Genomic DNA, 19,557 nt, shown 5'->3' with positions numbered 1-19,557 from the left:
GTGCTGTGCGAGGCCTTGTCTAACCGGGTTTTACTGTACGTTTTCTGTTTCCCCAAACTGCTCGGCAAACAGCGCGCTAGACAGATAACGCTCAGCAGAATCCGGCAGGATCACGACAATGTTCTTGCCCTTGTGTTCAGGCTGCTGACCCACCCGAATAGCAGCAACAACCGCAGCACCACAGGAAATACCGCACAGAATGCCTTCTTCCTGCATCAACCTGTGCGCCATGGCCATGGAATCCTCATTAGTGACGGTTTCCACCTGATCCACCATGCTCAAATCGAGGTTTTTGGGCACAAAGCCTGCGCCAAGACCCTGGATTTTGTGGGGCGCGGGCTTGAGATCTTCGCCATTGCGCACCTGAGTAATGATAGGGGAGTCGGCAGGCTCAACAGCAACCGTAGTAATGGCCTTGCCTTGAGTGTTCTTGATGTAGCGGGATACGCCGGTAAGCGTGCCACCTGTGCCAACACCGGCAACAAAAATATCCACGGCACCATCAGTGTCGTTCCAGATTTCAGGGCCGGTGGTGTCTTCATGAATTTGTGGGTTAGCAGGGTTGTTGAACTGCTGCGGCAGGAAGTATTTTTCAGGCTCGGCCGTAGCCAACTCTTCCGCTTTGGCAATCGCGCCGGGCATGCCCTTGGCTGGTTCGGTTAGCAGAAGCTCAGCACCCAGAGCCTTCAGCACCTTGCGGCGCTCCAGACTCATGGAAGAAGGCATGGTAAGAACGATTTTGTAGCCTCTGGCTGCAGCTACAAAAGCCAATGCGATGCCCGTGTTACCGCTTGTGGGCTCTATAATGGTCATCCCTGGCTTCAGTACGCCCCGTTTCTCAGCATCCAACACCATGGCCGTACCAATACGGCACTTCACCGAATAGGCCGGGTTACGACCCTCAATCTTGGCCCAGATAGTGGCGCCATCATTCACACGGTTAAGCCTCACCAACGGCGTGTTGCCAATGGATTGAGAGTTGTCTTCAAAAATGCGGGGCATTGGTTATCTCCTTGGTTTTTATCGATCTTAGCATACCAGGAGGGAGCGGTTTATAACCTTGATGCTTATTCGTAGTAGGCTTCGACCTTGCCTTTCATGGTCATCATAAGTGGCTGCCCGCGACGGTCCAGCGCTTTGGGTGAGGCAACTTTGATCCAACCTTCGCTGATGCAGTATTCCTCGACATTGGTGCGCTCTTTGCCATTCAGCCGAATGCCAATATCGTGATCGAACACTTCGGCTACATGGTGTGGGCTATGGGGATTTCTTGAAAGTCGATCGGGTAGTGCTGGCAGTGATTTAGTATCGCTCATGGTAGTAACCTGCATTGAATAAAAGGAGCGCCATTCTAGGCAATATGGATTTGATGCTCAATCGCGGCGGAAAGGTTAATCCCTCTGGCATCCGGCTTATTGCCTTTGAATCAAAACCCGTTGGATAACATGCCCCCAGGTGCGATCTTTTGCATCGCTGGCATGCTGGTCAGCCCGGCTGCGGGCTTCTGCTTGGCCGGCACTCGATACAAAGGACGTAAACTGCTTGGTCACGGCCTTATGATAACTCCTGAAAGCAGCTTCACAGCCGGCTTGGGCACCTTTGGCAATGTCTGAAGGGGGTGCTGATGTGATATGGCTGAAGCGATCGGATTCACTGGTCATGCAATCCTGATACGCCCTGTATTTCTCGTTCAGGCTGGTACTGAGGGCTTTCTTTTGATCGGAGGTCAAATTCGGCGCAGGCGAGAGCGCCGCGCAGCCGGCCAGCGACCCGCACAATGCCACCGCAATGGTAGTGCCCCGCCAACGTGTAGAGTTAAAGAAAAGCATACCTGTCATCCTTTTAAAATGTGTGTTGAGCCTTGTATTCTAGCTTTTATAAAGCCGAGCCCGTTTCAACCCCACCTTCACGGGTAGGGCTTCAGAAAAGACGGAAGCCAGCCCCAATTCCTGCATAAACTCTTGAAGCTCAGTAGAAGGTTCGCCAACTCTTTGCTTGATGCGCTGAACCATCCAATAAGGATAGCTCAGGTTGTAGCGGGTCTCCGACTCACCCTCAATGGTTAGTGTGGTGTCTCCAAAGCGTGGCGGAATCCGGTTTTTTTCAGGGTTTTGCTCTGCCCAGGCTTTCATGCCCTGAATAGATTGTTCTAACAGCGGGACCTGCAATGAGGCCATCGTCTGCAATATCGGCATCAGTGTTTCAGGTATTTCATCATTTGAGGGAAGGGCTTCAAGAGGCTGGTCGAATGAACCATGCATTGCCATTAGCCAGGTGTACAAGTGGTCGTATTTTCTAATTAAATCGACCGGTTCGGGGTCGCGGTGCAGGTGGGCGTATAGCTGGCCGTATAATGCAAAGTCTCCAATGGTTGGCTGGCCATCCAGTAAAAATTTACAGGCCTGAAAATGTTTGTCCAACAGGGAGAGAATGTTTTCAACCGCAACCTCCAGCTTGGGCTCCATCTTTTTGGTGATGCCTAAAATTGGTAAATAGCCTGACATCTTTCCAGCAAATTTTTTAGCCACAGTGCGCTGCACGAAACCGGGGAAGTAGGGCAGTGCATTCTTGCCGAATTCGCCGATGATAAATTTCAAGTTACCCTTGTAGTTCCAGCGGTAATGAAGGGAAGCCATGGGCAACCATTCATCAGCAAACAGCTCCAATAACATACTGGCAAAAGCTTGTTTCGGCGTATCTGGAAAAACCGGCTTGTTGGGGTTCTCCATATCATAAACATCAATAATGAGGCTCGAATCCTGAAGCACAGTTCCATCAGGCCGAAACACGGTGGGCATGATCATTTTGCCAACCGCTGGCTGTACCTTTCTGAACAGTGTGTGAGCGTTAGGTGGCTTGTAGTCATAGGGGATATTTTTGTAGTTAAAATAACTCCCCACTTTCGCCGTGTATGGGGAAACATCCCACCCTAAGAGCTGATCTTTTTTAGCCATTTTTTTCTCTTTGTTTTTATGCTTTTCTTTGATCTTTTTAACGTCCAACCGGTCCAGCCCATGCCACCTTTCAGGCAGCTCCCTGGCTTTAAAATCAGGCTTGAAAGACTACAGCCAAGGTATCAGCGAAGTTTTATAGAGCCGCCATCGGCCATCAGGGTTTGCCCGGTCATATAGCGGCTGTCATCACTGAGCAAAAAGGCCACTATTGGCGCGATATCTTTTTCAGGATCACCGAAATAGCCCAGCGGAACCCTGTTGGCCGCTTCCTGGTATGGCACCGGATGGCTGATCCTCCATTGCTCCACTCCCTCGGTTAGCGCCTTAGGGCATACAACGTTGACACGTATTTTGTCTTTAGCCCATTCATTAGCAGCCACCCGACTCAGCCCCCGAATGGCTTCTTTGGCCGCCGCATAGCTGGCCTGCAACTCCATGCCTTCCAAGCCCGCACCAGAACCGAAATTGACAATCGCACCGCCCGCATTAGACAACTCCGGGTACGCGGCCTTCATGAAGTACAAAGTGGCATTCAGGCCAGTGTTGAAAGACAGTGCCCAATCATCTGACGTAAGCTCCATCAGTGGCTTCTGCCGCGAGGCATGGGCGTTATTCACAAGGCCTGTCAGCTTGCCGAATTTTGAAACTGCCAGGCTCACAGCGGCATTGGCTACTGATTCTCTGGAGACGTCGCCACTGAGAAAAGCAATCCGCTCAGGGTTGCTCTGTTCAATTGCTTTTCCAGCATCCTCATTGATGTCCACCGCAACAACGGAAGCGCCTCGTTCAACTAATACTGCGCTTATCGCACCGCCGATACCGGCTGCGCCACCCGTTACGATAATTACCTGACCGTCCAGATTACTCATGGGATTTACCTTGAATGTGAAAACTCTGCGATTGCACCCAACCCTTGAGGGCTGGCCCCTCAGTCAAACGCCGGCTTGCCCGCTAACCACTGGATAACTTCTGTTCCACCAGGCCTTCATACCGCCTTGTAGTTGTTTCACGTCATATCCGAGTTGTTTCAGTCGGCGGGTTGCAGGAATGCTGCGGTGGGCGGATAAACAGACTGTTACAACCGGAATGCCCTGATCCAGCGACAGTTCACTGATTGCCTTTTTCGAGAACTGGGTAATCGGAAGGTTTAATGCTCCTTGAATACGGCTTTGCTGGAACTCCCCCGGTGTTCTAACGTCGACGATCTGAACATCCTTTAATTGCTCATTAAGCGTTTCGGGGGAGATTTCAGCAACACGGCCAAAAGGTAACCAGTCAAATAATTTCATACATTTTCTCTATCTATATGGTGCGCGCTATTGCAGATGTTCCGCGCCAGCCGCTGGCTAAATTCTGCCCAAAGCATGCTGAACCGCCTGCGCGGCATGTATTTCTGTGGTGTCATACAGTTGGACGTCAGTATCCGAGCCCTGGATCAAAAGGCCGATCTCCGTGCATCCCAAAATTACGCCCTGCGCACCGCGTTCAGCCAATGATGCGACAACATCAAGATACATGGCTTTTGAATCAGGTTTGACCACACCTTGGCATAATTCATTGTAAATCACCGAATGAATACTCTCTCTTTGAGACTCATCTGGCACAACTACCTGGATACCGTGATCCTGAAGACGACCGAGGTAAAATGTCTGCTCCATAGTGAATTGTGTCCCCAGCAGTCCTACACAGGTTATCCCGTCCTTTTTGAGCACGTTGGCCGTGGCATCTGCGATGTGGAGAAGGGGAACGTTAACTGCGCGTTCAATTTGGGAAGCGACTTTATGCATCGTATTCGTACAGAGAACCAAAAATTCTGCGCCTGCCGATTCAACCGACTGGGCGACTGATCCCAGTATTTCCCCTGTTGCCTGCCAATCCCCTCGGTGTTGCAACGCCTCAATCTCCGCAAAATCAACGCTATAGAGAACAAGCTTTGCGGAATGGAGGCCACCCAGCTCGTCTCTGACTCTCTGGTTGATCAGGCGGTAGTATGTCTGAGTTGACTCCCAGCTCATTCCGCCAATTAGACCTATTGTTTTCATGGGGAGCCTCGAGGTTGTCAATTCTATCCGCGGAAGTGCAGTCCTTGAATATACTCTAATGCGGCGTTCATATTTGGCAGAACCGCTGAAGCTAAAGAGAAATCGTGGTTCCTGGTCATCTCGGTCGGAATGACCAGACACTCAATTCCAGCCAACGCTGCAGCTCGCAACCCATGCTCCGTATCCTCAATCGCTACACAATCTTCTGGCTCCAGAGAAAGGCGCTCAAGAGCCAGCAGGTAGCAATCTGGTTCGGGTTTGCTTTTTAGCACATCGTCTCCTGAGACAGTGAGGCTAAATAGAGATTCCAACTGGTTGGTGCCAAGCGTAGCCCGCACACCATTTGCGCTGGCTCCAGTTACTACGCCAAGCTTCAAACCTAGTTGGTGCAAAGATGAAACTGTTTGGGTAACGCCTGGCATCAGAGGAAAAGATTGCTGTTCAAGAAACTTGGCAGTTTGAAGGTTTTTGGCTTTGGCAAGAGCGACTGCGTCGGTCGGGATGCCAAACCGGTTGACCAGATCAACTGCGTTTGCGGGGGTTGGAACGCCAGCATACAAGTCTTTGTACTGCTGTTCTGTCAGCTGAATTCCATAAGTTTTAAGAACTGTGTTCCAGAGCTCCAGGTGAACCGGCTCGGAGTTCACAAGTGTTCCGTCGTGATCGAAGAGTACAGCTTGGATGGACATATCGCGGAGAATCCTCTGTTGTGTTTACCACCCCCACCAGCCCCAAACTTTGACTATACCGCGCCAGATACCCCCGAGAATAGATGGAAAGAGTTGCGGGAGCAGCAAAGCCAACATAGCAAATACGATGATAGAGGTGATGAGGTAGCTACTACTGAAAAAGCCGCCCCAATAGACGGCCAACTCTAAATTCACCCAGAGCCAAACGAACGCTGCGGTTGGGATAGAGAAGAACAGTGACGCGATGAGACTGATCAATCTTGATTCAATCGAAGTAGCTTGGGCGCGATTTTTTGCCATGAACGATTACTTCCTTGTGTGTAAGCCCGACTAGGGCACCCCGTGGTGAATCTGATGGTTAAAAAATGAAGAACAAGACTCGAATATCGCGTATTGGCCGGAATCCTTTTGGTGAAGTGCTAATCTGACATTAGTTTTTGGCTACGATCAAGCCGTCCAGCGAAGTGACAGACGATCTAACGTTTACAGGAGAAGAAAAATGTCAGATACCAACATCGAACTTATTTCCACCATTAGCGAAGACAACAAACTGGAACTTGCCTTGCGGGAGATCGAGATCCCCCAGCCCGGCGAAAACGAAGTGGTCATCCGCATCGAAGCCGCCCCTATTAACCCGTCTGACCTGGGAGTGATGTTCAGCGCGGCCGATATGACGACGGCCAGCCAATCCGGTAGCGCCGATCGCCCGGTTATCAGTGCTGATGTTCCGGCCAAGTTCATGGGTGCCGTTGAAAAGCGGGTTGGCAAGCCTATACCCGTAGGCAACGAAGGGGCCGGTACAGTTGTGGCTGCGGGGTCATCCGCCGCGGCGCAAAGCTTGATGGGCAAAACCGTTGCGGTAATTGGCGGTGGTAGCTACCGCAAATATCTCTGCGCCAAAGTGCAAAGCTGCCTGGAACTGGAGCCGGGTACGACGGCAGCCGAAGGCGCTTCAAGCTTTGTTAACCCGCTGACAGCATTAACCATGGTCGAAACCATGCGCGCTGAAGGTCACAAGGCCATAGTTCACGCTGCAGCCGCCTCCAACCTCGGACAAATGCTCAACCGCATCTGCATCGCCGACGGCATCGACCTGGTCAATATCGTCCGCAAGCCAGAACAGGAAACCTTGCTGCGCGAATTGGGTGCCAAATACGTGGTTAACTCCAGTAGCGAGAGCTTTATGGCAGACCTGACTCAAGCACTGATCGAAACCGGTGCAACCATCGCGTTCGACCCCATCGGAGGCGGTCGTCTGGCTAGCGATATTCTTGCCTGCATGGAAGCTGCGGTCTCTCGCAACATGACCGAATACAGCGTGTATGGATCTGACATCTATAAACAGGTTTATATCTATGGCGGGCTTGATCGCGGCCCCATCACGATAAACCGCAGCTTTGGATTTGCCTGGGGTGTGAACGGCTTTTTGTTGTTTAATGCCTTGGGAAAACTGAGCAAGGAAACCGCAATCGCCATGCGCAAACGCATAGCCGCCGAGATCAAAACCACGTTCGCCAGCCACTACACTCACGAAGTATCCCTGGCTGGTGCTTTACAACTGGATGCGATGGCGGTTTACGGTAAGCAGGCTACTGGGGAGAAGTATTTAATCAGACCACAGAGCTAGCGTTTGATGTTGGCAGCACGGCCATCCCAAACTTGTCACAAGGTTTGACTCAGGACGAGAAAGCCAACAGCGAAGTAGATAAAGATGAAGCTGTAGTACAAGAGCGGGCTGTCTTGTTTCGTGTAAAAGTTCGATTGCAGGCCTCGAGAGCCTGCAATCACTTTTCCACTGACCAATCCCCAAACTCCAACCCCGATCGAGATAATTCCAAGCAGCATCAGCAATGGCTTAGGCATCTACACAACTCCCGAACTGTCAGCCGCAATGTAGTAAACGACGCCGTACCTGTGATTGTTATGGTTTTCTCCGCTCTGGGCATAGTTGCGGATACTCATCACAGGCTTCCTCATGGGCATTCAAACGTTTATCCAGTTCTGACTGTTCATGTAACGATTGAAATCCCAGCGATACAATCATTGCCAACAAAGCTACACAGCCTGCATACAGAGCGGCGAGAAACCTTGGGGCTGGGCCAAAGAACAAGCCATATATAAAAAAAAGAACAACTATTACTGCACTAATCTCTAAATAGAGAATCCCAATTCCCAGCCATCCAAAATTTCTATAAGAAAATATGGCCTCCAGCCAACCATTCGTCATAGCCAGTGCGAATACGGCTGAGACTACTACTGCGGATGCAAGGACTGTAACACCAAACTTCATAGAATTTCCCGTAGACCCAAGTGTAATCCCCCCAGAAAATAATCGAGGTTTTGAGTAGAGACTTCTACAATGATCGCAAAGGGAGCGACAGATGAAAAAGTCTCGATTCACCGACAGCCAGATCATGGCGATTTTGAAGCAGCATGAGGCCGGAGTCTCGGTAGCTGAACTGGCCCGGGAGCACAACGTCAGCACCGCACTGATTTATCAGTGGCGTTCGAAGTTTGGCGGCATGGATGCTTCGATGATGAAGCGCCTGAAGGAGCTGGAAGCTGAAAATGCTCGCCTTAAAAAAATGTATGCCGAAGAACGGCTAAAGGCTGAGCTTCGTCAGGAAGCCCTAGAGGGAAAGTTGTAAGGCCATCTCAGCGCCGGGAGATGGCCATAAAGGGCGTGGCCAAACATGGAATTAGCATACGCTTGGCCTGTGTGGTGTACGGCATCAGCGAGACCTGCTATCGCTACCAATCGAAGTTGGGCGGTCAGAACGCTCTGGTTGCTGATTGGCTATTACGGCTCACTCAGACCCACAAGCGCTGGGGCTTTGGCCTGTGCTTCCTCTATCTACGCAACGTGAAAGGCTATGCCTGGAACCATAAGCGGGTGTACCGAATTTATCGGGCGCTTGAGCTGAACTTGCGGATCAAGCCCCGGCGAAGAATCCAGCGGGATTATCCGGGCGAGTTGGCCGTTCCTACAGCGCCAAATCAGGTCTGGTCGATGGACTTCATGAGCGACCAACTGGTTAGCGGCAAGACGTTCCGGACGTTCAATGTGATTGACGACTACAACCGCGAAGGCCTTGGTATCGAAGTAGACCTGTCATTACCTGCTCAACGAGTAATTCGCGCTCTGGATCAGATCATAGAATGGCGCGGCAAACCAGCGGCCATTCGTTGTGACAATGGGCCGGAGTATATCTCGCAGTCACTGGTTGACTGGGCTAACACGAACCGAATTACGCTGATCTACATTCAGCCGGGCAAGCCTACTCAGAATGCCTATATCGAGCGTTTCAATCGGACTGCGCGGCACGAATGGCTGGACTTGCATCAGTTCAACAGCGTTGCCCATGCCCAGCTATTAGCCACGCAATGGCTGTGGCAATACAATAACGAGCGACCCAATACAGCTATCGGAGGCATTCCTCCATCCAGGCTGCGAAAGGCAGCTTAACCCTCTACTCAAAAGAGCGGTTTAAAATGGGGGGATTACACTGGCATAGTTGCCCATGGGTTGAAGTACACGGTGCCGTTCCTTGTAGCGAGTGATGATGCTTGCAAATCATTAAATAACCATGCTGCGCTGACGCGCGAGTATTGTGGCCCATTGTTTCCTTGCCACGCACCATTTGGCGCCCTCCGCATTTTTGGCTCGGCATCGACATTAGGAGAAGATACAAATTGCTCTTGCCCAAAAAGAGCCTGCATCTCATCAATAGGATCAAGGTGAAAGCTATCTAGGTTTACAGCCACCACCAAGGGAGCATTGAGATCGCCATATTTTCCTCCCTTAAATTTGATTGCGTCGCGAATAGGACTCCAGGCATCGACCCAACCACCGCCACCCCCTCCGATCCCGATAAGGTTTGAACTTTTCCCTCGGCGTTCCGGCTTGATTGGAATAGGGCGAATTTGAAGATTCCAACCATCGTGGCTCCACAAAATGGGTTCTAGCGAATCAAATCCTGAATCCATTATTTTTTGGTTTACCTCATCAGGATCAAGAGAATCTAACCACCTGTGTACCGCATTTTTTAACTTTTTTCCGCTTGGGGGACTTTTAGGACTACCTTCATCATCGAGCGAAATCATAAAGTTGTGATGAGGCGACTTTGTCAATGTATCTAATACAGCCCCTTTTCTTGCTTCTCCGCCTTTGTCTAACCCGTTATTCTCGGTTGCAAGAACCGCCTCGAGATAAAAGCTCTCACCGTTCGGATCTAAAACATAGAAGTCAGGTTTATAGCGTTTTCCATTTGGAAGTTCGGGGTGCGGAGTAAGGAGAAACCCCCTTCTTCTCAGGGCGTCGTGCAAAAATAGTTCAAAAGTAGCAGATCTAAAATGAACGTCATCACCTGACCTGAGACGGGAAATAAGCTCTTCTACTTCCGATTCTGGATAGTTTGCAACACACTCTTCAATGAGATCCCTGACAGATCCCATTTCTGGCCTGGCAGAACGGTTATAAAAAACAAAATTAGACTCCAAGTTTTTCTTGGGTGAACTGTCTGTTCGTAGCACCCTATCAAATACTTTCCGGCCAAACCTATTTGGCCAAACTCCCAACATCTGTTTGAGGGCCCTCGTTCTTCTTTTTTGGCTAACTCTACCCATGACTTCACTCAGTAGTGTGCGTAACGCCTGCAGCATGCGCGCCCATGAAATGAAGCCGAAGGCGCAATGTAATGGGCGTCGCCGTGCCTGCAATTGTTAAAACTCATCTCACCAGCTTTACATAAAATCTGCCATGCTGATCCATAGTGTGCTGAATTCTTCCTTCAAAGCTTCTGCCAATTTCTGGCATATAACTTACATCAAAATCGTCATCGTCAAAATATGAATAAAGCTCATCAATGTTTTGCCTTTTTATTTCTTCACCAACCTTATTCATGCATAGTTCTTGCTTTTTCTTCGACAATTTTATTAGCTCAAAAATTATCATACGCAATCCATTCCTAGTCTGCTGGTTTAGCCCAGAAAGCCTAGCTGAAAGAGGTGGAGCGACTGCAACTATTCTCTTTTTCAAAGGATTTGGGTAAAGTGCCAAAAAATTAACGCTACCCTCACCATTTCCTCCGGCATGTGCTACATAGCTATTGCGGAGCTGAATTATTTTATAATGGAATTTTAAGTAATCTTTTGGTATCGAGCTGACATCTAGGCTCGATCTAAATCCCTTCGTGCTAGCGAAACATCTACCGTAAGTTACTATTAAGGAAAGAGTGGATGCCCAAGTTAACGCACTAGCGTTTTTAATTTGATTTTCATTCAAAAAATCAATCAACTGCAAGCAAAGCTCAAGATCCATTTGAATAGATCTATAGCCTCTAAACCCCTTTGCATATTTAGATTCATACATTAAAACAAGACAGTTATGGCCATCAACTGAGAACGCATCAGGGTAGTCTTGGAAATTAATTTTCTTGAATTTCATTGGACGACTCTAAGGTTTTAGAAGAGCGTGTGTGATTTTAACAGCGTATTAGACCGCATTCTTCGTTATTCAATATCGTGACTTCCACATTTCACGCATCGCGATAACGTGCTTCCTAAGCAAGCTACTCACAAAACTAGCCTAAAACCAACCAATTACAACTGCGCTGCAGTGAAACTTCGTAATATCACTGCGCAATAACGAAGAGGTCAGGCGATTACAAGATTGCGGTAGGTGAGGGCACAAAAAAGGCCCGAAGCATTAACCCCGAGCCTTCCTTTCAACCGGTCAGTCGAGTCACCTCAACCGCACTTACTATCGCCACAAGACAAGCAAGTCGCACAGCCATCCATCACAATCACCGCCTTGGTGCTGCACTTGCCGCACATGGTGGCGTTGGGCGGGAAGTCGCCAGCCTTGTCGTCATTGGTAGCGGTGGTGTTGTTTGCTTCAAACTCCGCACGTTTTTCCGCGAGGATGCGCTTGGTGGTTTCGCTCATTTCCTCGCTTTCCATCAGGCCTACGGCCTTCAGGTGCTTCTCGATTACCGCGCCAATTTCAGCCACCAGGGAGGGCATGAATACGCCGCCCTTTTTGAAGTAGCCGCCGTTGGGGTCGTATACCGAACGCAGTTCTTCAACCAGGAAGGTCAGGTCGCCACCTTTGCGGAATACCGCAGAGATTACGCGGGTGAGGGCGATTACCCACTGGAAGTGCTCCATGGATTTGGAGTTGATGAACACTTCGTACGGCTGACGGCTTTCGTGGTCTGTGTCTTCGTTTAGCACTATGTCGTTAATGGTGATGTACATAGCGTGCTCGGCCACCGGCGGTTTGATCTTGTAGGTGGTGCCTACAAGAAACTCTGGCCGCTCGATGTATTCGTTCATTTTTACCAGTGAGGTTTCCGGCTGTGCTGCCGGCTGTTCGCTGGGTGCATCTGTGTCGGCTTTCTTTACCCGGTAGCCGACGATTTTGTTGCTGATTTTAACTGTCATGTCTCTATGTCCTGTGTCGGTGTTCCGGATCAATACTTTCCGTAGGTGCCTTCTTTGAGTGCGTCAAACAGGTTGGCAGCGGTGTGTATTTCGCCATCATACTCTACCTGTTCGTTGCCTTTCAGCTCTACCTTGGTGCCATCGTCGAGGGTGAACTCGTAGAGGGTGTTTTCAAGGTCTGTTTCTTTTACCAGTACGCCCTGGAAGGCTTCCGGGTTAAAGCGGAAGGTGGTGCAACCCTTCAGGCCCTTGTCGTAGGCATAGAGGTAAATGCTCTTGAAATCCTGGTAGGCGAAGTCGGTGGGTACGTTCGCGGTTTTGGAGATTGAAGAGTCTACCCACTTCTGTGCAGCAGCCTGAATGTCTACGTGCTGCGCCGGGCTCACATCTTCAGAGGTGGTGAAGTAGCTGGGCAGTTTTTTGTCTGCGTCGTCTGAGAAGGGCATGGCACCTGAGTTAACCAGGTGGCGATACGCCAGCAGCTCAAAGGAGAACACGTCGACTTTTTCTTTTGTTTTGCGGCCTTCGCGGATTACGTTGCGGGCGTAATGGTGCGAGAAGCTTGGCTCTATGCCGTTACTGGCATTGTTGGCCAGCGACAGGCTGATGGTGCCGGTTGGCGCAATAGAGGTGTGGTGGGTAAAGCGGCCACCTTTTTCGGCCAGCTTTTCGACCAGCTCTGGCTCAACCTTGGCAATTTCCTGCATGTAGCGGCTGTATTTTGCGTGCAGCACGCGGCCTTTGAGCTTGTCACCGATTTTGTGGCCATCTTTGGCCAGCTGTGGGTTTTTACCCATCATTTTCGGGGTGATTTCAAAGTCGTCGTCCATGATTGGCGCAGGGCCTTTCTCTTCTGCCAGAGACAGCGACTGGCGCCAGCCTTCTACCGCCATTTCTCGCACAACGTCTTCGGTGAACTGTACGGATTCATCGGAACCGTATGGCATGCGCAGCATGGCGAGAGTTGAGCCCAGGCCCAGGATACCCATACCGTGGCGGCGCTTGTAGATGATTTCGTGACGCTGTTCCGGTAGGGGCAGGCCGTTGATTTCTACCACGTTATCCAGCATGCGGGTGAAGATGCCCACAACCTTGCGGTACTTTTCATAGTTGAAGCTGGCTTTGTCGGTGAACGGGTAGTCCACAAACTTGGTCAGGTTCACGGAGCCCAGCAGGCAGCTGCCGTAAGGGGGCAGGGGCTGTTCGCCGCAGGGGTTGGTGGCCCGGATGTCTTCGCAAAACCAGTTGTTGTTCATCTGGTTGACCTTGTCGATCAGGATGAAGCCTGGCTCTGCGTAGTCGTAGGTGGATGTCATGATGGTGTCCCAGATGAACTGGGCTTTCAGGGTGCGGTAGATACGGCACGCAGCTTTGCCTTCTTCGTTAACCACGTAGTCGTCCAGTACCGGGAAGTCGCGGTATACGAACTGGCTGGGATCGGTGAGGTCCAGGCCTTCTTCTTCTACTTCCTTTTCGGTAACGGGGAAGGAGAGGTGCCAGTCGTCGTCGTTACGCACAGCTTCAATGAAGTCTTCGGTAATCAGCAGGGACAGGTTGAACTGGCGCAGGCGGCCGTCTTCACGCTTGGCCTGGATGAAGTCAATAACATCCGGGTGGTGAACGTCGAAGGTGGCCATTTGGGCACCGCGGCGGCCACCGGCTGAAGACACGGTAAAGCACATGCGGTCAAAGATATCCATGAAGGACAGTGGGCCAGATGTGGTTGCGCCGGCACCGGCAACGTAGGCGCCTTTCGGGCGCAGGGTAGAGAATTCGTAACCGATACCACAGCCAGCCTTGAGGGTGAGGCCAGCTTCGTGGTTTTTCTCCAGGATGTCGTTCATGGAATCCTGGATGGAGCCAGACACCGTACAGTTAATGGTAGAGGTCGCCGGCTTGTGGGCTTCAGCACCGGCGTTGGAGGTAATCCGGCCGGCAGGAATAGCACCGTTTTTGAGGGCCCAGGCGAAGTTCTTCATGTGCTCTGCGCGCACATCTTTGTTCTCCACCTGCGACAGGGCAACCGCAACACGGTGGTAGGTAGCGTCGATATCCTTATCGACTGGCTCACCAGTCTTGGTTTTTAGCTGGTACTTGCTCTGCCAAATGTCGAGCGAAGTTTCCTGCATCGGAATTGTTGTAACCACTGCCTCTGCCTTAGCGTTCATTGCCACCCTCAATCTTCAAGTATGTCTGTTGTCGATGGCACCTGTAGGTTGGTGCCATATCCCTGTAAAAATTTGCGAAACCTGCGCTGGTGCTCTTGCTTTTTGCGCGGTCGTTACGTTGCTTTCTGTGAAACACTACATATGGTGCTCACGCGAACCCGCAGCGGTGCTCCGGTAACTGGTAATTACTCCCCGGGAGCGGCCGGGTTCGGGGTCTTGGCCGCTAGCATGCATGCGTTGGCGCAGGTTTGCCATGAAGTCGTTAGCCCTACATATGGGCTTGATAAGGGGTGAGTATAACAGGATATAGTGTTTTGTGAATTAAAGGGGGGCTATTGATAAGCGAGTTCTGGCAAAGAAAATCAATGGGAAATAGCTTGCAAGAAATAAATGCTCAGTAAATCCGGTGTTTGGGTACAAAAACTCACAATTACTACATGTTGTGATCAAAAAGTGCGCGAAAGATGGCCTTTTCTGGTTAAGGGCCTCCCAGCGTTGATTGCTGGCGCATTCAGGGGAGGGCGGTAAGCATGGGAGCCGCTGGTGCCCCCATGTTTCTATTAACCGAGTAGCAAGCTGTCGTCGTCTACGGAAAGCCCGCGCTGCTTTTCAAATAATTCCAGAAGATCCTTCACTTCCAGGCCTTCGCGATCTTTGCCTTCAATATCAAATACCACCTGGCCCTGGTGCAGCATGACTGTGCGTGTGCCTACTTCCAGTGCCTGTTTCATGCTGTGGGTCACCATCAGAGCAGTCAGTTTCTGCTCGTGGATGATCTTGGTGGTGAGATCCAGTACAAAGGCTGCCGTTTTGGGGTCCAACGCTGCGGTGTGCTCGTCCAGCAGTAGAATGGCCGATGGGGTAAGGCTCGCCATAAGCAAGCTGACCGCCTGGCGCTGGCCACCGGAGAGCAGACCCATTTTATCGCCAAGGCGGTTTTCCAGGCCCAGGTTCAGGGAGGACAGGCTTTCCCGGAACTGTTCCATGTACTGCTTTTTAACGGCTGCGCCCAAGCCGCGACGCTGGCCGCGTTTAACGGCAAGCGCCAGGTTTTCTTCAATGCTAAGACCTTCGCAGGTGCCTGCAAGCGGGTCTTGAAACACTCGCGCTACCCGGCCTGCACGTTTGTGGGTGGGCAGTTTGGTTACGTTGAGGTTGTCGACAATAATGGTGCCGCTATCAACCAGGGTTTCACCCGCCAGGGCGTTCAGGAAGGTGGACTTGCCTGCACCGTTGCTGCCAATCACGGTCACAAACTCACCCTGGTTCACGGTAAGGCTCATGCCCCTCAAAGCGGGGTTTTCCAGCGGAGTGCCTTTGCCGAAGGTAAGCCGGAGATCGGTTGCGCTGATCATAGTGCCTCCTCAGGCATTTTTGCGGGTGAATTTGCTAACCAGAGAACTGCGTACACCGGGCAACACAATTGCCAGAGTAACCAGAACTGCCGTTATCAGGTTCAGGTCTTGCGCCTGCAAGCCGAGGAAGTCTGCGTTCAGGGCAAAGGCAATGGCCAGGCGATAAATAATCGCGCCAACCACGCAGGCTATCAACGCACGAACAACCGTTGATGGGGTAATCACAGCCTCACCACCAATCAATGAGGCGAGGCCAATAACAATAACGCCAACCCCCATGGTGACATCGGCTGCGCCCTGGCTTTGGGCAAAGAGTGCGCCGGCCAGGCCAACCAGGCCATTGGATACGGCAACACCAAGGATAATCATGGCGCCGGTGGCTATGCCTTGGGCACGTGCCATTCTCGGGTTTGCGCCGGTGGCGCGCATGGCCAGGCCGGTTTCAGATTTCATGAATCGCCAGAGCAAAATAAGAGCAATAAAAATAACGATCACAAACAACAGTACTGGTACTTGGTGGTAGTCGAGATTCAGCGAATACCAGGGCGTGAGAACGGTTTCTTCGCCGAGCAGCGCTATGTTTGGCCGGCCCATAACCCTCAGGTTAATGGAATACAGGGCAATCATCGTGAGGATGGATGCCAGCAGGTTCAGAATGTTCAGCTTTACGTTGAGAATGGCGGTTACTGCTCCCGCAGCCATGCCGGCGAGCACGGCTGAGCCAGTTGCCAACCATGGGTTCCAGCCTTCCATAATAAGAACCGCTGCAACGGCAGCGCCAAGTGGGAAGCTGCCATCAACGGTCAGGTCAGGGAAATCGAGTACGCGGAAAGAGAGGTAGATACCGAACGCAACCAGGCCGTATATAAGGCCAGTCTCGACTGCGCCGTAAAATGCAATTTCACTTAGCATGGGAAAGATTCACTGTGGAAGAAAAACGGGCGGGTTCTTTATACAGAATCCGCCCGCGTAAGTCAGGTGTTACTTGTCGCTTTTTACGATCTCAGCAGCTTCTGCGATCACATCATCTGCCAAGGTAGTGCCCATGCGCTCGCCAGCTTCCGGGTTTACAAACAGATTAAGCTTTTCCATGGTTTCTACGGGCATGTCAGCCGGCTTTTCACCATCAAGAATACGCGCAACCATTACGCCAGCCTGCCGACCGTGGTCGTAGTAGTCGAAGCCCAGTGCTGCGACGGCACCCCGGGCAACCGTTGCTGTGTCGGCGGCAAACACCGGGATCTTGGCGCGTTCGCCTACAGAGATAACCGCTTCAGCGGCGCTGATAACGGTGTTGTCTGTGGTCAGATAAATAGCATCGGCCTTACCCACCAGAGAGCGGGCTGCACCCAGTACTTCGGAGGTTTTGGTGGCTGCACCTTTAACTAACGTCAGCCCACGGGCTTCAAGGCGCTCCTCCAGCAGCTCAATCAGTGATACTGCGTTGGCTTCGCCGGGGTTGTATACCGTGCCAATGCGCTTGGCATCCGGAACCATGCGCTGCAGCATGTCCAGGTGCTTGTCGATGGGCAGCATGTCGCTTACACCGGTAATGTTTGCGCCCGGAGCTTCAGCGCTTTGAACCAGCTTGGCGCCTACCGGATCTGTTACGGCAGCAAAGACCACTGGAATGTTGCGGGCAGCCGCGGCAACTGTCTGCGCGGAAGGTGTGGCAATGGCCACAATTACGTCGGCACCTTCGCCGACGAATTTACGGGCAATTTGGGAGGCGATGGCGGAGTTACCCTGAGCGCTTTCATGCATGAGCTTGAGGTTGTCACCTTCTGTATAGCCCCGAGCGGCCAGTTCATCTTTAACGCCTTGATGGGCTGCATCCAGAGCTGGATGCTCTACAATCTGTGTAATGGCGACAACTTTTGGCTCTGCCGCCAGTGAAAGACTTGTTAATGCCATCAGTGACGCGCCCAGCAGGGTGCGAAGTGTTTTCTTGGCCATATGCCCATCTCCGATGCTTGTTTTCTTGTGGTGTTTGCGACAATGAAGCCGAGAGTTTATCACAGCATCACCAACTTGTTGCTAGAGCGTGTTAACGTGATCGTGGCCTGATTGGATATGCTTGGGGCGAGTTTCTGTCCAGTTGGCTTGTGTCACGCTTTGGCCCGCCATAATGTGTTGAAATATGCTACTAAAGTCTAAATAATGCCCTTATAAATCAAATAACGAAAGCAAGGAACGTTCATGCAAACTAAAAACAAACTTCCACTGGATATGGTCTATCGCTGGGAGTCGGAGAAAACGAACTCCCTGTATATGACCCAGCCCATTGGCGATGGCAAAGTAGTTGAGTACACGTGGGGAAGGGCAGTGGATGAAGCGCGTCGCATGGCGTCGTACTTGAAGTCTCTTAATCTGCCAGAGAAGAGTCGTGTTGGCCTGATTTCCAAAAACTGCGCACACTGGATAATGACCGATTGGGCGATCTGGATGGCGGGCCACATTTCTGTACCCTTGTATCCGACCCTGAATGCCGACACGGTTAACTACGTACTGAATCACGCTGAGTGCGATGTGCTGTTTGTGGGCAAGCTGGATGACTGGGATATGATGAAGCCGGGTGTACCGGATACCGTGCGCTGCATTTCATTCCCGCTGAGCCCGCCCAACGATTTCGAAACCTGGGATGACATTGTTGCCAAGTATCCTCCCCTGGAAGAAAAAGTTCATCGCGATCCCGATGAGTTGGCGACCATTGTTTATACCTCTGGCAGCACAGGAAAGCCCAAGGGTGTGATGCTGAGTTTCCGGAATATGGCTTATGCGGCCGAGGGTGGCATGGAAGTTCTGCAGGTTGGTCCTGACGAGCGCATGCTGTCTTATTTGCCGCTGGCGCACGTATTCGAGCGCACGTTTGTTGAGTTGGCGTCGTTGTACGCAGGCTTTCATCTGTTCTTTGCGGACTCCCTTGATACATTTGTTGAAGACATGAGGCGTGCTCAGCCAACACTGTTCCTGTCAGTGCCGCGGCTGTGGGTCCGGTTCCAGCAGGGTGTCCTGCAGAAGTTGCCGCAGAAGAAGCTTGATACGTTGCTTAAGATTCCTGTGGTGAGCAAGCTGATCAAAAAGAAAGTCCTCAAGGGGTTGGGCCTCGATAAGGTCAAGCTGGCTGGCAGTGGGTCTGCGCCATTGGCTGGCGATGTGCTGGATTGGTATCGCAACCTTGGCCTTGAGTTGCTGGAGGGCTATGGCATGTCGGAGAACTTTGCCTATTCCCATATAAACAAGCCCGGGCGTTCCCGTACCGGTTATGTTGGGGAATCCATGCCGGGTGTGGAAACCAAAATCAGCCCTGAGGGTGAAATTCTGATCAAGAGCCCGGCCACCATGGTGGGTTATTACAAGGATGAGGAAAAAACCAAAGAAGCGTTCACCGAAGATGGTTTTCTGAAAACCGGTGATAAAGGCGAAATCGATGAGATGGGTCGCCTGAAAATTACCGGCCGGATGAAGGAAATTTTCAAAACCAGCAAGGGTAAGTACATTGCCCCGGCGCCGATCGAAAACCGGTTGATGGCTCACCAGTCGATTGAGCTGGTGTGTGTGTCTGGAGCCAACCAGACCCAGCCTTTCGCAATGGTTCAGTTGGCGGAGGGTATCCGGCCAACGGTCGGAGATGCCAGTGTTCGCAAGGACCTTGAAGAAAGCTTCACAAAGCTTGTTGAGAGTGTGAATAAGACGGTAGATCCCCACGAGAAACTGGCTTTCGTTATTATTGTCAGAGATGAGTGGAGTATCGAGAACAGCTTCCTTACCCCAACGCTGAAGCTGAAGAGGAACGTGGTGGAAGACACCTATGAAAACCAGGTGAACGAATGGTATGCGCAGAAGAAGAAGGTTATCTGGCAGTAACGCGCACTCTGCTTTTGTTCAGATCAGGCCCGGCTTAG

21 protein-coding genes are annotated in these 19,557 nt (G+C 51.4%); 3 read left to right on the top strand and 18 right to left on the bottom strand.

Annotated features, from left to right (window positions below; translation table 11 throughout):
- Positions 1 to 30: 30 nt before the first annotated feature.
- The 9 genes from cysK to CDH47_RS12980 form a co-directional block, all read right to left on the bottom strand.
- Positions 31 to 1,002, bottom strand: coding sequence for a cysteine synthase A (gene cysK / locus CDH47_RS13020; RefSeq protein WP_100640334.1), 972 nt, complete (start codon positions 1,000 to 1,002; stop codon positions 31 to 33).
- A gap of 65 nt (positions 1,003 to 1,067) precedes the next feature.
- A complete protein-coding gene (locus tag CDH47_RS13015) occupies positions 1,068 to 1,316 on the bottom strand; it encodes a DUF3297 family protein (protein WP_100640333.1) in 249 nt (82 codons plus the stop codon).
- 96 nt (positions 1,317 to 1,412) lie between these two features.
- A complete protein-coding gene (locus CDH47_RS13010; RefSeq protein ID WP_100640332.1) occupies positions 1,413 to 1,829 on the bottom strand; it encodes a hypothetical protein in 417 nt (138 codons plus the stop codon).
- 39 nt (positions 1,830 to 1,868) lie between these two features.
- Positions 1,869 to 3,002 (bottom strand): glutathione S-transferase family protein, encoded by a 1,134-nt coding sequence (locus tag CDH47_RS13005; protein ID WP_100640331.1) that lies wholly within the window; start codon positions 3,000 to 3,002, stop codon positions 1,869 to 1,871.
- A gap of 74 nt (positions 3,003 to 3,076) precedes the next feature.
- Positions 3,077 to 3,823, bottom strand: coding sequence for an SDR family NAD(P)-dependent oxidoreductase (locus CDH47_RS13000; RefSeq protein ID WP_100640330.1), 747 nt, complete (start codon positions 3,821 to 3,823; stop codon positions 3,077 to 3,079).
- Positions 3,824 to 3,886: 63 nt separating this feature from the next.
- Positions 3,887 to 4,243, bottom strand: coding sequence for a rhodanese-like domain-containing protein (locus CDH47_RS12995; protein ID WP_100640329.1), 357 nt, complete (start codon positions 4,241 to 4,243; stop codon positions 3,887 to 3,889).
- Positions 4,244 to 4,300: 57 nt separating this feature from the next.
- Complete coding sequence (locus CDH47_RS12990; protein WP_100640328.1) at positions 4,301 to 4,996, bottom strand: aspartate/glutamate racemase family protein; 696 nt, start codon at positions 4,994 to 4,996, stop codon at positions 4,301 to 4,303.
- Positions 4,997 to 5,019: 23 nt separating this feature from the next.
- On the bottom strand, positions 5,020 to 5,685 hold the full coding sequence (locus tag CDH47_RS12985) for an HAD family hydrolase (protein ID WP_100640327.1): 666 nt from the start codon (positions 5,683 to 5,685) through the stop codon (positions 5,020 to 5,022).
- 24 nt (positions 5,686 to 5,709) lie between these two features.
- Positions 5,710 to 5,985: a hypothetical protein gene (locus CDH47_RS12980; RefSeq protein ID WP_100640326.1), complete on the bottom strand. Its 276-nt coding sequence runs from the start codon at positions 5,983 to 5,985 to the stop codon at positions 5,710 to 5,712.
- A gap of 199 nt (positions 5,986 to 6,184) precedes the next feature.
- Between CDH47_RS12980 and CDH47_RS12975 the strand changes: the two genes are divergently transcribed.
- The gene (locus CDH47_RS12975) at positions 6,185 to 7,312 is read left to right on the top strand and encodes a zinc-binding dehydrogenase (protein ID WP_100640325.1); all 1,128 of its coding nucleotides are present in this window, start codon (positions 6,185 to 6,187) and stop codon (positions 7,310 to 7,312) included.
- 35 nt (positions 7,313 to 7,347) lie between these two features.
- Here CDH47_RS12975 and CDH47_RS12970 read toward each other — a convergent pair whose 3' ends face one another.
- Both CDH47_RS12970 and CDH47_RS12965 read right to left on the bottom strand, forming a co-directional pair.
- A complete protein-coding gene (locus tag CDH47_RS12970; RefSeq protein ID WP_100640324.1) occupies positions 7,348 to 7,548 on the bottom strand; it encodes a hypothetical protein in 201 nt (66 codons plus the stop codon).
- A 58-nt stretch (positions 7,549 to 7,606) separates the two neighbouring features.
- A complete protein-coding gene (locus tag CDH47_RS12965; protein ID WP_100640323.1) occupies positions 7,607 to 7,975 on the bottom strand; it encodes a hypothetical protein in 369 nt (122 codons plus the stop codon).
- Between the two features lie 91 nt (positions 7,976 to 8,066).
- Between CDH47_RS12965 and CDH47_RS12960 the strand changes: the two genes are divergently transcribed.
- A protein-coding gene (locus tag CDH47_RS12960; RefSeq protein ID WP_100640322.1) for an IS3 family transposase occupies positions 8,067 to 9,151 on the top strand; the annotation gives its coding sequence in 2 pieces (ribosomal slippage) (positions 8,067 to 8,328 and positions 8,328 to 9,151; 1,086 coding nt in all).
- Positions 9,152 to 9,186: 35 nt separating this feature from the next.
- Here the strand turns inward: CDH47_RS12960 and CDH47_RS12955 are convergent.
- From CDH47_RS12955 to CDH47_RS12925, 7 genes are all read right to left on the bottom strand, one after another.
- Positions 9,187 to 10,347 carry a hypothetical protein gene (locus CDH47_RS12955; protein WP_153045482.1) on the bottom strand — a complete coding sequence of 387 codons (1,161 nt, stop codon included), beginning with the start codon at positions 10,345 to 10,347 and terminating at the stop codon, positions 9,187 to 9,189.
- A gap of 67 nt (positions 10,348 to 10,414) precedes the next feature.
- The gene (locus tag CDH47_RS12950) at positions 10,415 to 11,131 is read right to left on the bottom strand and encodes a hypothetical protein (RefSeq protein WP_100640320.1); all 717 of its coding nucleotides are present in this window, start codon (positions 11,129 to 11,131) and stop codon (positions 10,415 to 10,417) included.
- Between the two features lie 302 nt (positions 11,132 to 11,433).
- Positions 11,434 to 12,129 carry a TSCPD domain-containing protein gene (locus CDH47_RS12945; protein WP_100640319.1) on the bottom strand — a complete coding sequence of 232 codons (696 nt, stop codon included), beginning with the start codon at positions 12,127 to 12,129 and terminating at the stop codon, positions 11,434 to 11,436.
- A 29-nt stretch (positions 12,130 to 12,158) separates the two neighbouring features.
- Positions 12,159 to 14,297 carry an adenosylcobalamin-dependent ribonucleoside-diphosphate reductase gene (locus tag CDH47_RS12940; protein WP_100640318.1) on the bottom strand — a complete coding sequence of 713 codons (2,139 nt, stop codon included), beginning with the start codon at positions 14,295 to 14,297 and terminating at the stop codon, positions 12,159 to 12,161.
- 560 nt (positions 14,298 to 14,857) lie between these two features.
- A complete protein-coding gene (locus CDH47_RS12935) occupies positions 14,858 to 15,652 on the bottom strand; it encodes an ABC transporter ATP-binding protein (RefSeq protein ID WP_100640317.1) in 795 nt (264 codons plus the stop codon).
- 9 nt (positions 15,653 to 15,661) lie between these two features.
- Entirely contained in the window at positions 15,662 to 16,564 is a 903-nt protein-coding gene (locus tag CDH47_RS12930) for an ABC transporter permease (RefSeq protein WP_100640316.1), read from the bottom strand.
- Between the two features lie 69 nt (positions 16,565 to 16,633).
- Positions 16,634 to 17,608, bottom strand: coding sequence for an ABC transporter substrate-binding protein (locus tag CDH47_RS12925; RefSeq protein WP_100640315.1), 975 nt, complete (start codon positions 17,606 to 17,608; stop codon positions 16,634 to 16,636).
- Between the two features lie 243 nt (positions 17,609 to 17,851).
- Here CDH47_RS12925 and CDH47_RS12920 point away from each other — a divergent pair, with 243 nt between their 5' ends.
- A complete protein-coding gene (locus CDH47_RS12920; protein ID WP_100640314.1) occupies positions 17,852 to 19,519 on the top strand; it encodes an AMP-binding protein in 1,668 nt (555 codons plus the stop codon).
- The last annotated feature ends 38 nt before the right edge of the window (positions 19,520 to 19,557 follow it).

It is taken from the genome of Marinobacter salexigens, assembly GCF_002806945.1.
In the GTDB taxonomy this organism is placed as follows: Bacteria; Pseudomonadota; Gammaproteobacteria; order Pseudomonadales; family Oleiphilaceae; genus Marinobacter; species Marinobacter salexigens.
The sequence above is the reverse complement of the archived record's forward strand: the minus strand, read 5'-3'. Positions and strand labels throughout refer to the sequence as shown.

Excerpts from the sequence above, each read along its gene's own strand:
- cysK (WP_100640334.1), bottom strand. The coding sequence starts at position 1,002 with ATGCCCCGCATTTTTGAAGACAACTCTCAATCCATTGGCAACACGCCG.
- CDH47_RS13015 (WP_100640333.1), bottom strand. The coding sequence starts at position 1,316 with ATGAGCGATACTAAATCACTGCCAGCACTACCCGATCGACTTTCAAGA.
- CDH47_RS13010 (WP_100640332.1), bottom strand. The coding sequence starts at position 1,829 with ATGCTTTTCTTTAACTCTACACGTTGGCGGGGCACTACCATTGCGGTG.
- CDH47_RS13000 (WP_100640330.1), bottom strand. The coding sequence starts at position 3,823 with ATGAGTAATCTGGACGGTCAGGTAATTATCGTAACGGGTGGCGCAGCC.
- CDH47_RS12995 (WP_100640329.1), bottom strand. The coding sequence starts at position 4,243 with ATGAAATTATTTGACTGGTTACCTTTTGGCCGTGTTGCTGAAATCTCC.
- CDH47_RS12990 (WP_100640328.1), bottom strand. The coding sequence starts at position 4,996 with ATGAAAACAATAGGTCTAATTGGCGGAATGAGCTGGGAGTCAACTCAG.
- CDH47_RS12985 (WP_100640327.1), bottom strand. The coding sequence starts at position 5,685 with ATGTCCATCCAAGCTGTACTCTTCGATCACGACGGAACACTTGTGAAC.
- CDH47_RS12980 (WP_100640326.1), bottom strand. The coding sequence starts at position 5,985 with ATGGCAAAAAATCGCGCCCAAGCTACTTCGATTGAATCAAGATTGATC.
- CDH47_RS12975 (WP_100640325.1), top strand. The coding sequence starts at position 6,185 with ATGTCAGATACCAACATCGAACTTATTTCCACCATTAGCGAAGACAAC.
- CDH47_RS12970 (WP_100640324.1), bottom strand. The coding sequence starts at position 7,548 with ATGCCTAAGCCATTGCTGATGCTGCTTGGAATTATCTCGATCGGGGTT.
- CDH47_RS12965 (WP_100640323.1), bottom strand. The coding sequence starts at position 7,975 with ATGAAGTTTGGTGTTACAGTCCTTGCATCCGCAGTAGTAGTCTCAGCC.
- CDH47_RS12955 (WP_153045482.1), bottom strand. The coding sequence starts at position 10,347 with ATGCTGCAGGCGTTACGCACACTACTGAGTGAAGTCATGGGTAGAGTT.
- CDH47_RS12950 (WP_100640320.1), bottom strand. The coding sequence starts at position 11,131 with ATGAAATTCAAGAAAATTAATTTCCAAGACTACCCTGATGCGTTCTCA.
- CDH47_RS12945 (WP_100640319.1), bottom strand. The coding sequence starts at position 12,129 with ATGACAGTTAAAATCAGCAACAAAATCGTCGGCTACCGGGTAAAGAAA.
- CDH47_RS12940 (WP_100640318.1), bottom strand. The coding sequence starts at position 14,297 with ATGAACGCTAAGGCAGAGGCAGTGGTTACAACAATTCCGATGCAGGAA.
- CDH47_RS12935 (WP_100640317.1), bottom strand. The coding sequence starts at position 15,652 with ATGATCAGCGCAACCGATCTCCGGCTTACCTTCGGCAAAGGCACTCCG.
- CDH47_RS12930 (WP_100640316.1), bottom strand. The coding sequence starts at position 16,564 with ATGCTAAGTGAAATTGCATTTTACGGCGCAGTCGAGACTGGCCTTATA.
- CDH47_RS12925 (WP_100640315.1), bottom strand. The coding sequence starts at position 17,608 with ATGGCCAAGAAAACACTTCGCACCCTGCTGGGCGCGTCACTGATGGCA.
- CDH47_RS12920 (WP_100640314.1), top strand. The coding sequence starts at position 17,852 with ATGCAAACTAAAAACAAACTTCCACTGGATATGGTCTATCGCTGGGAG.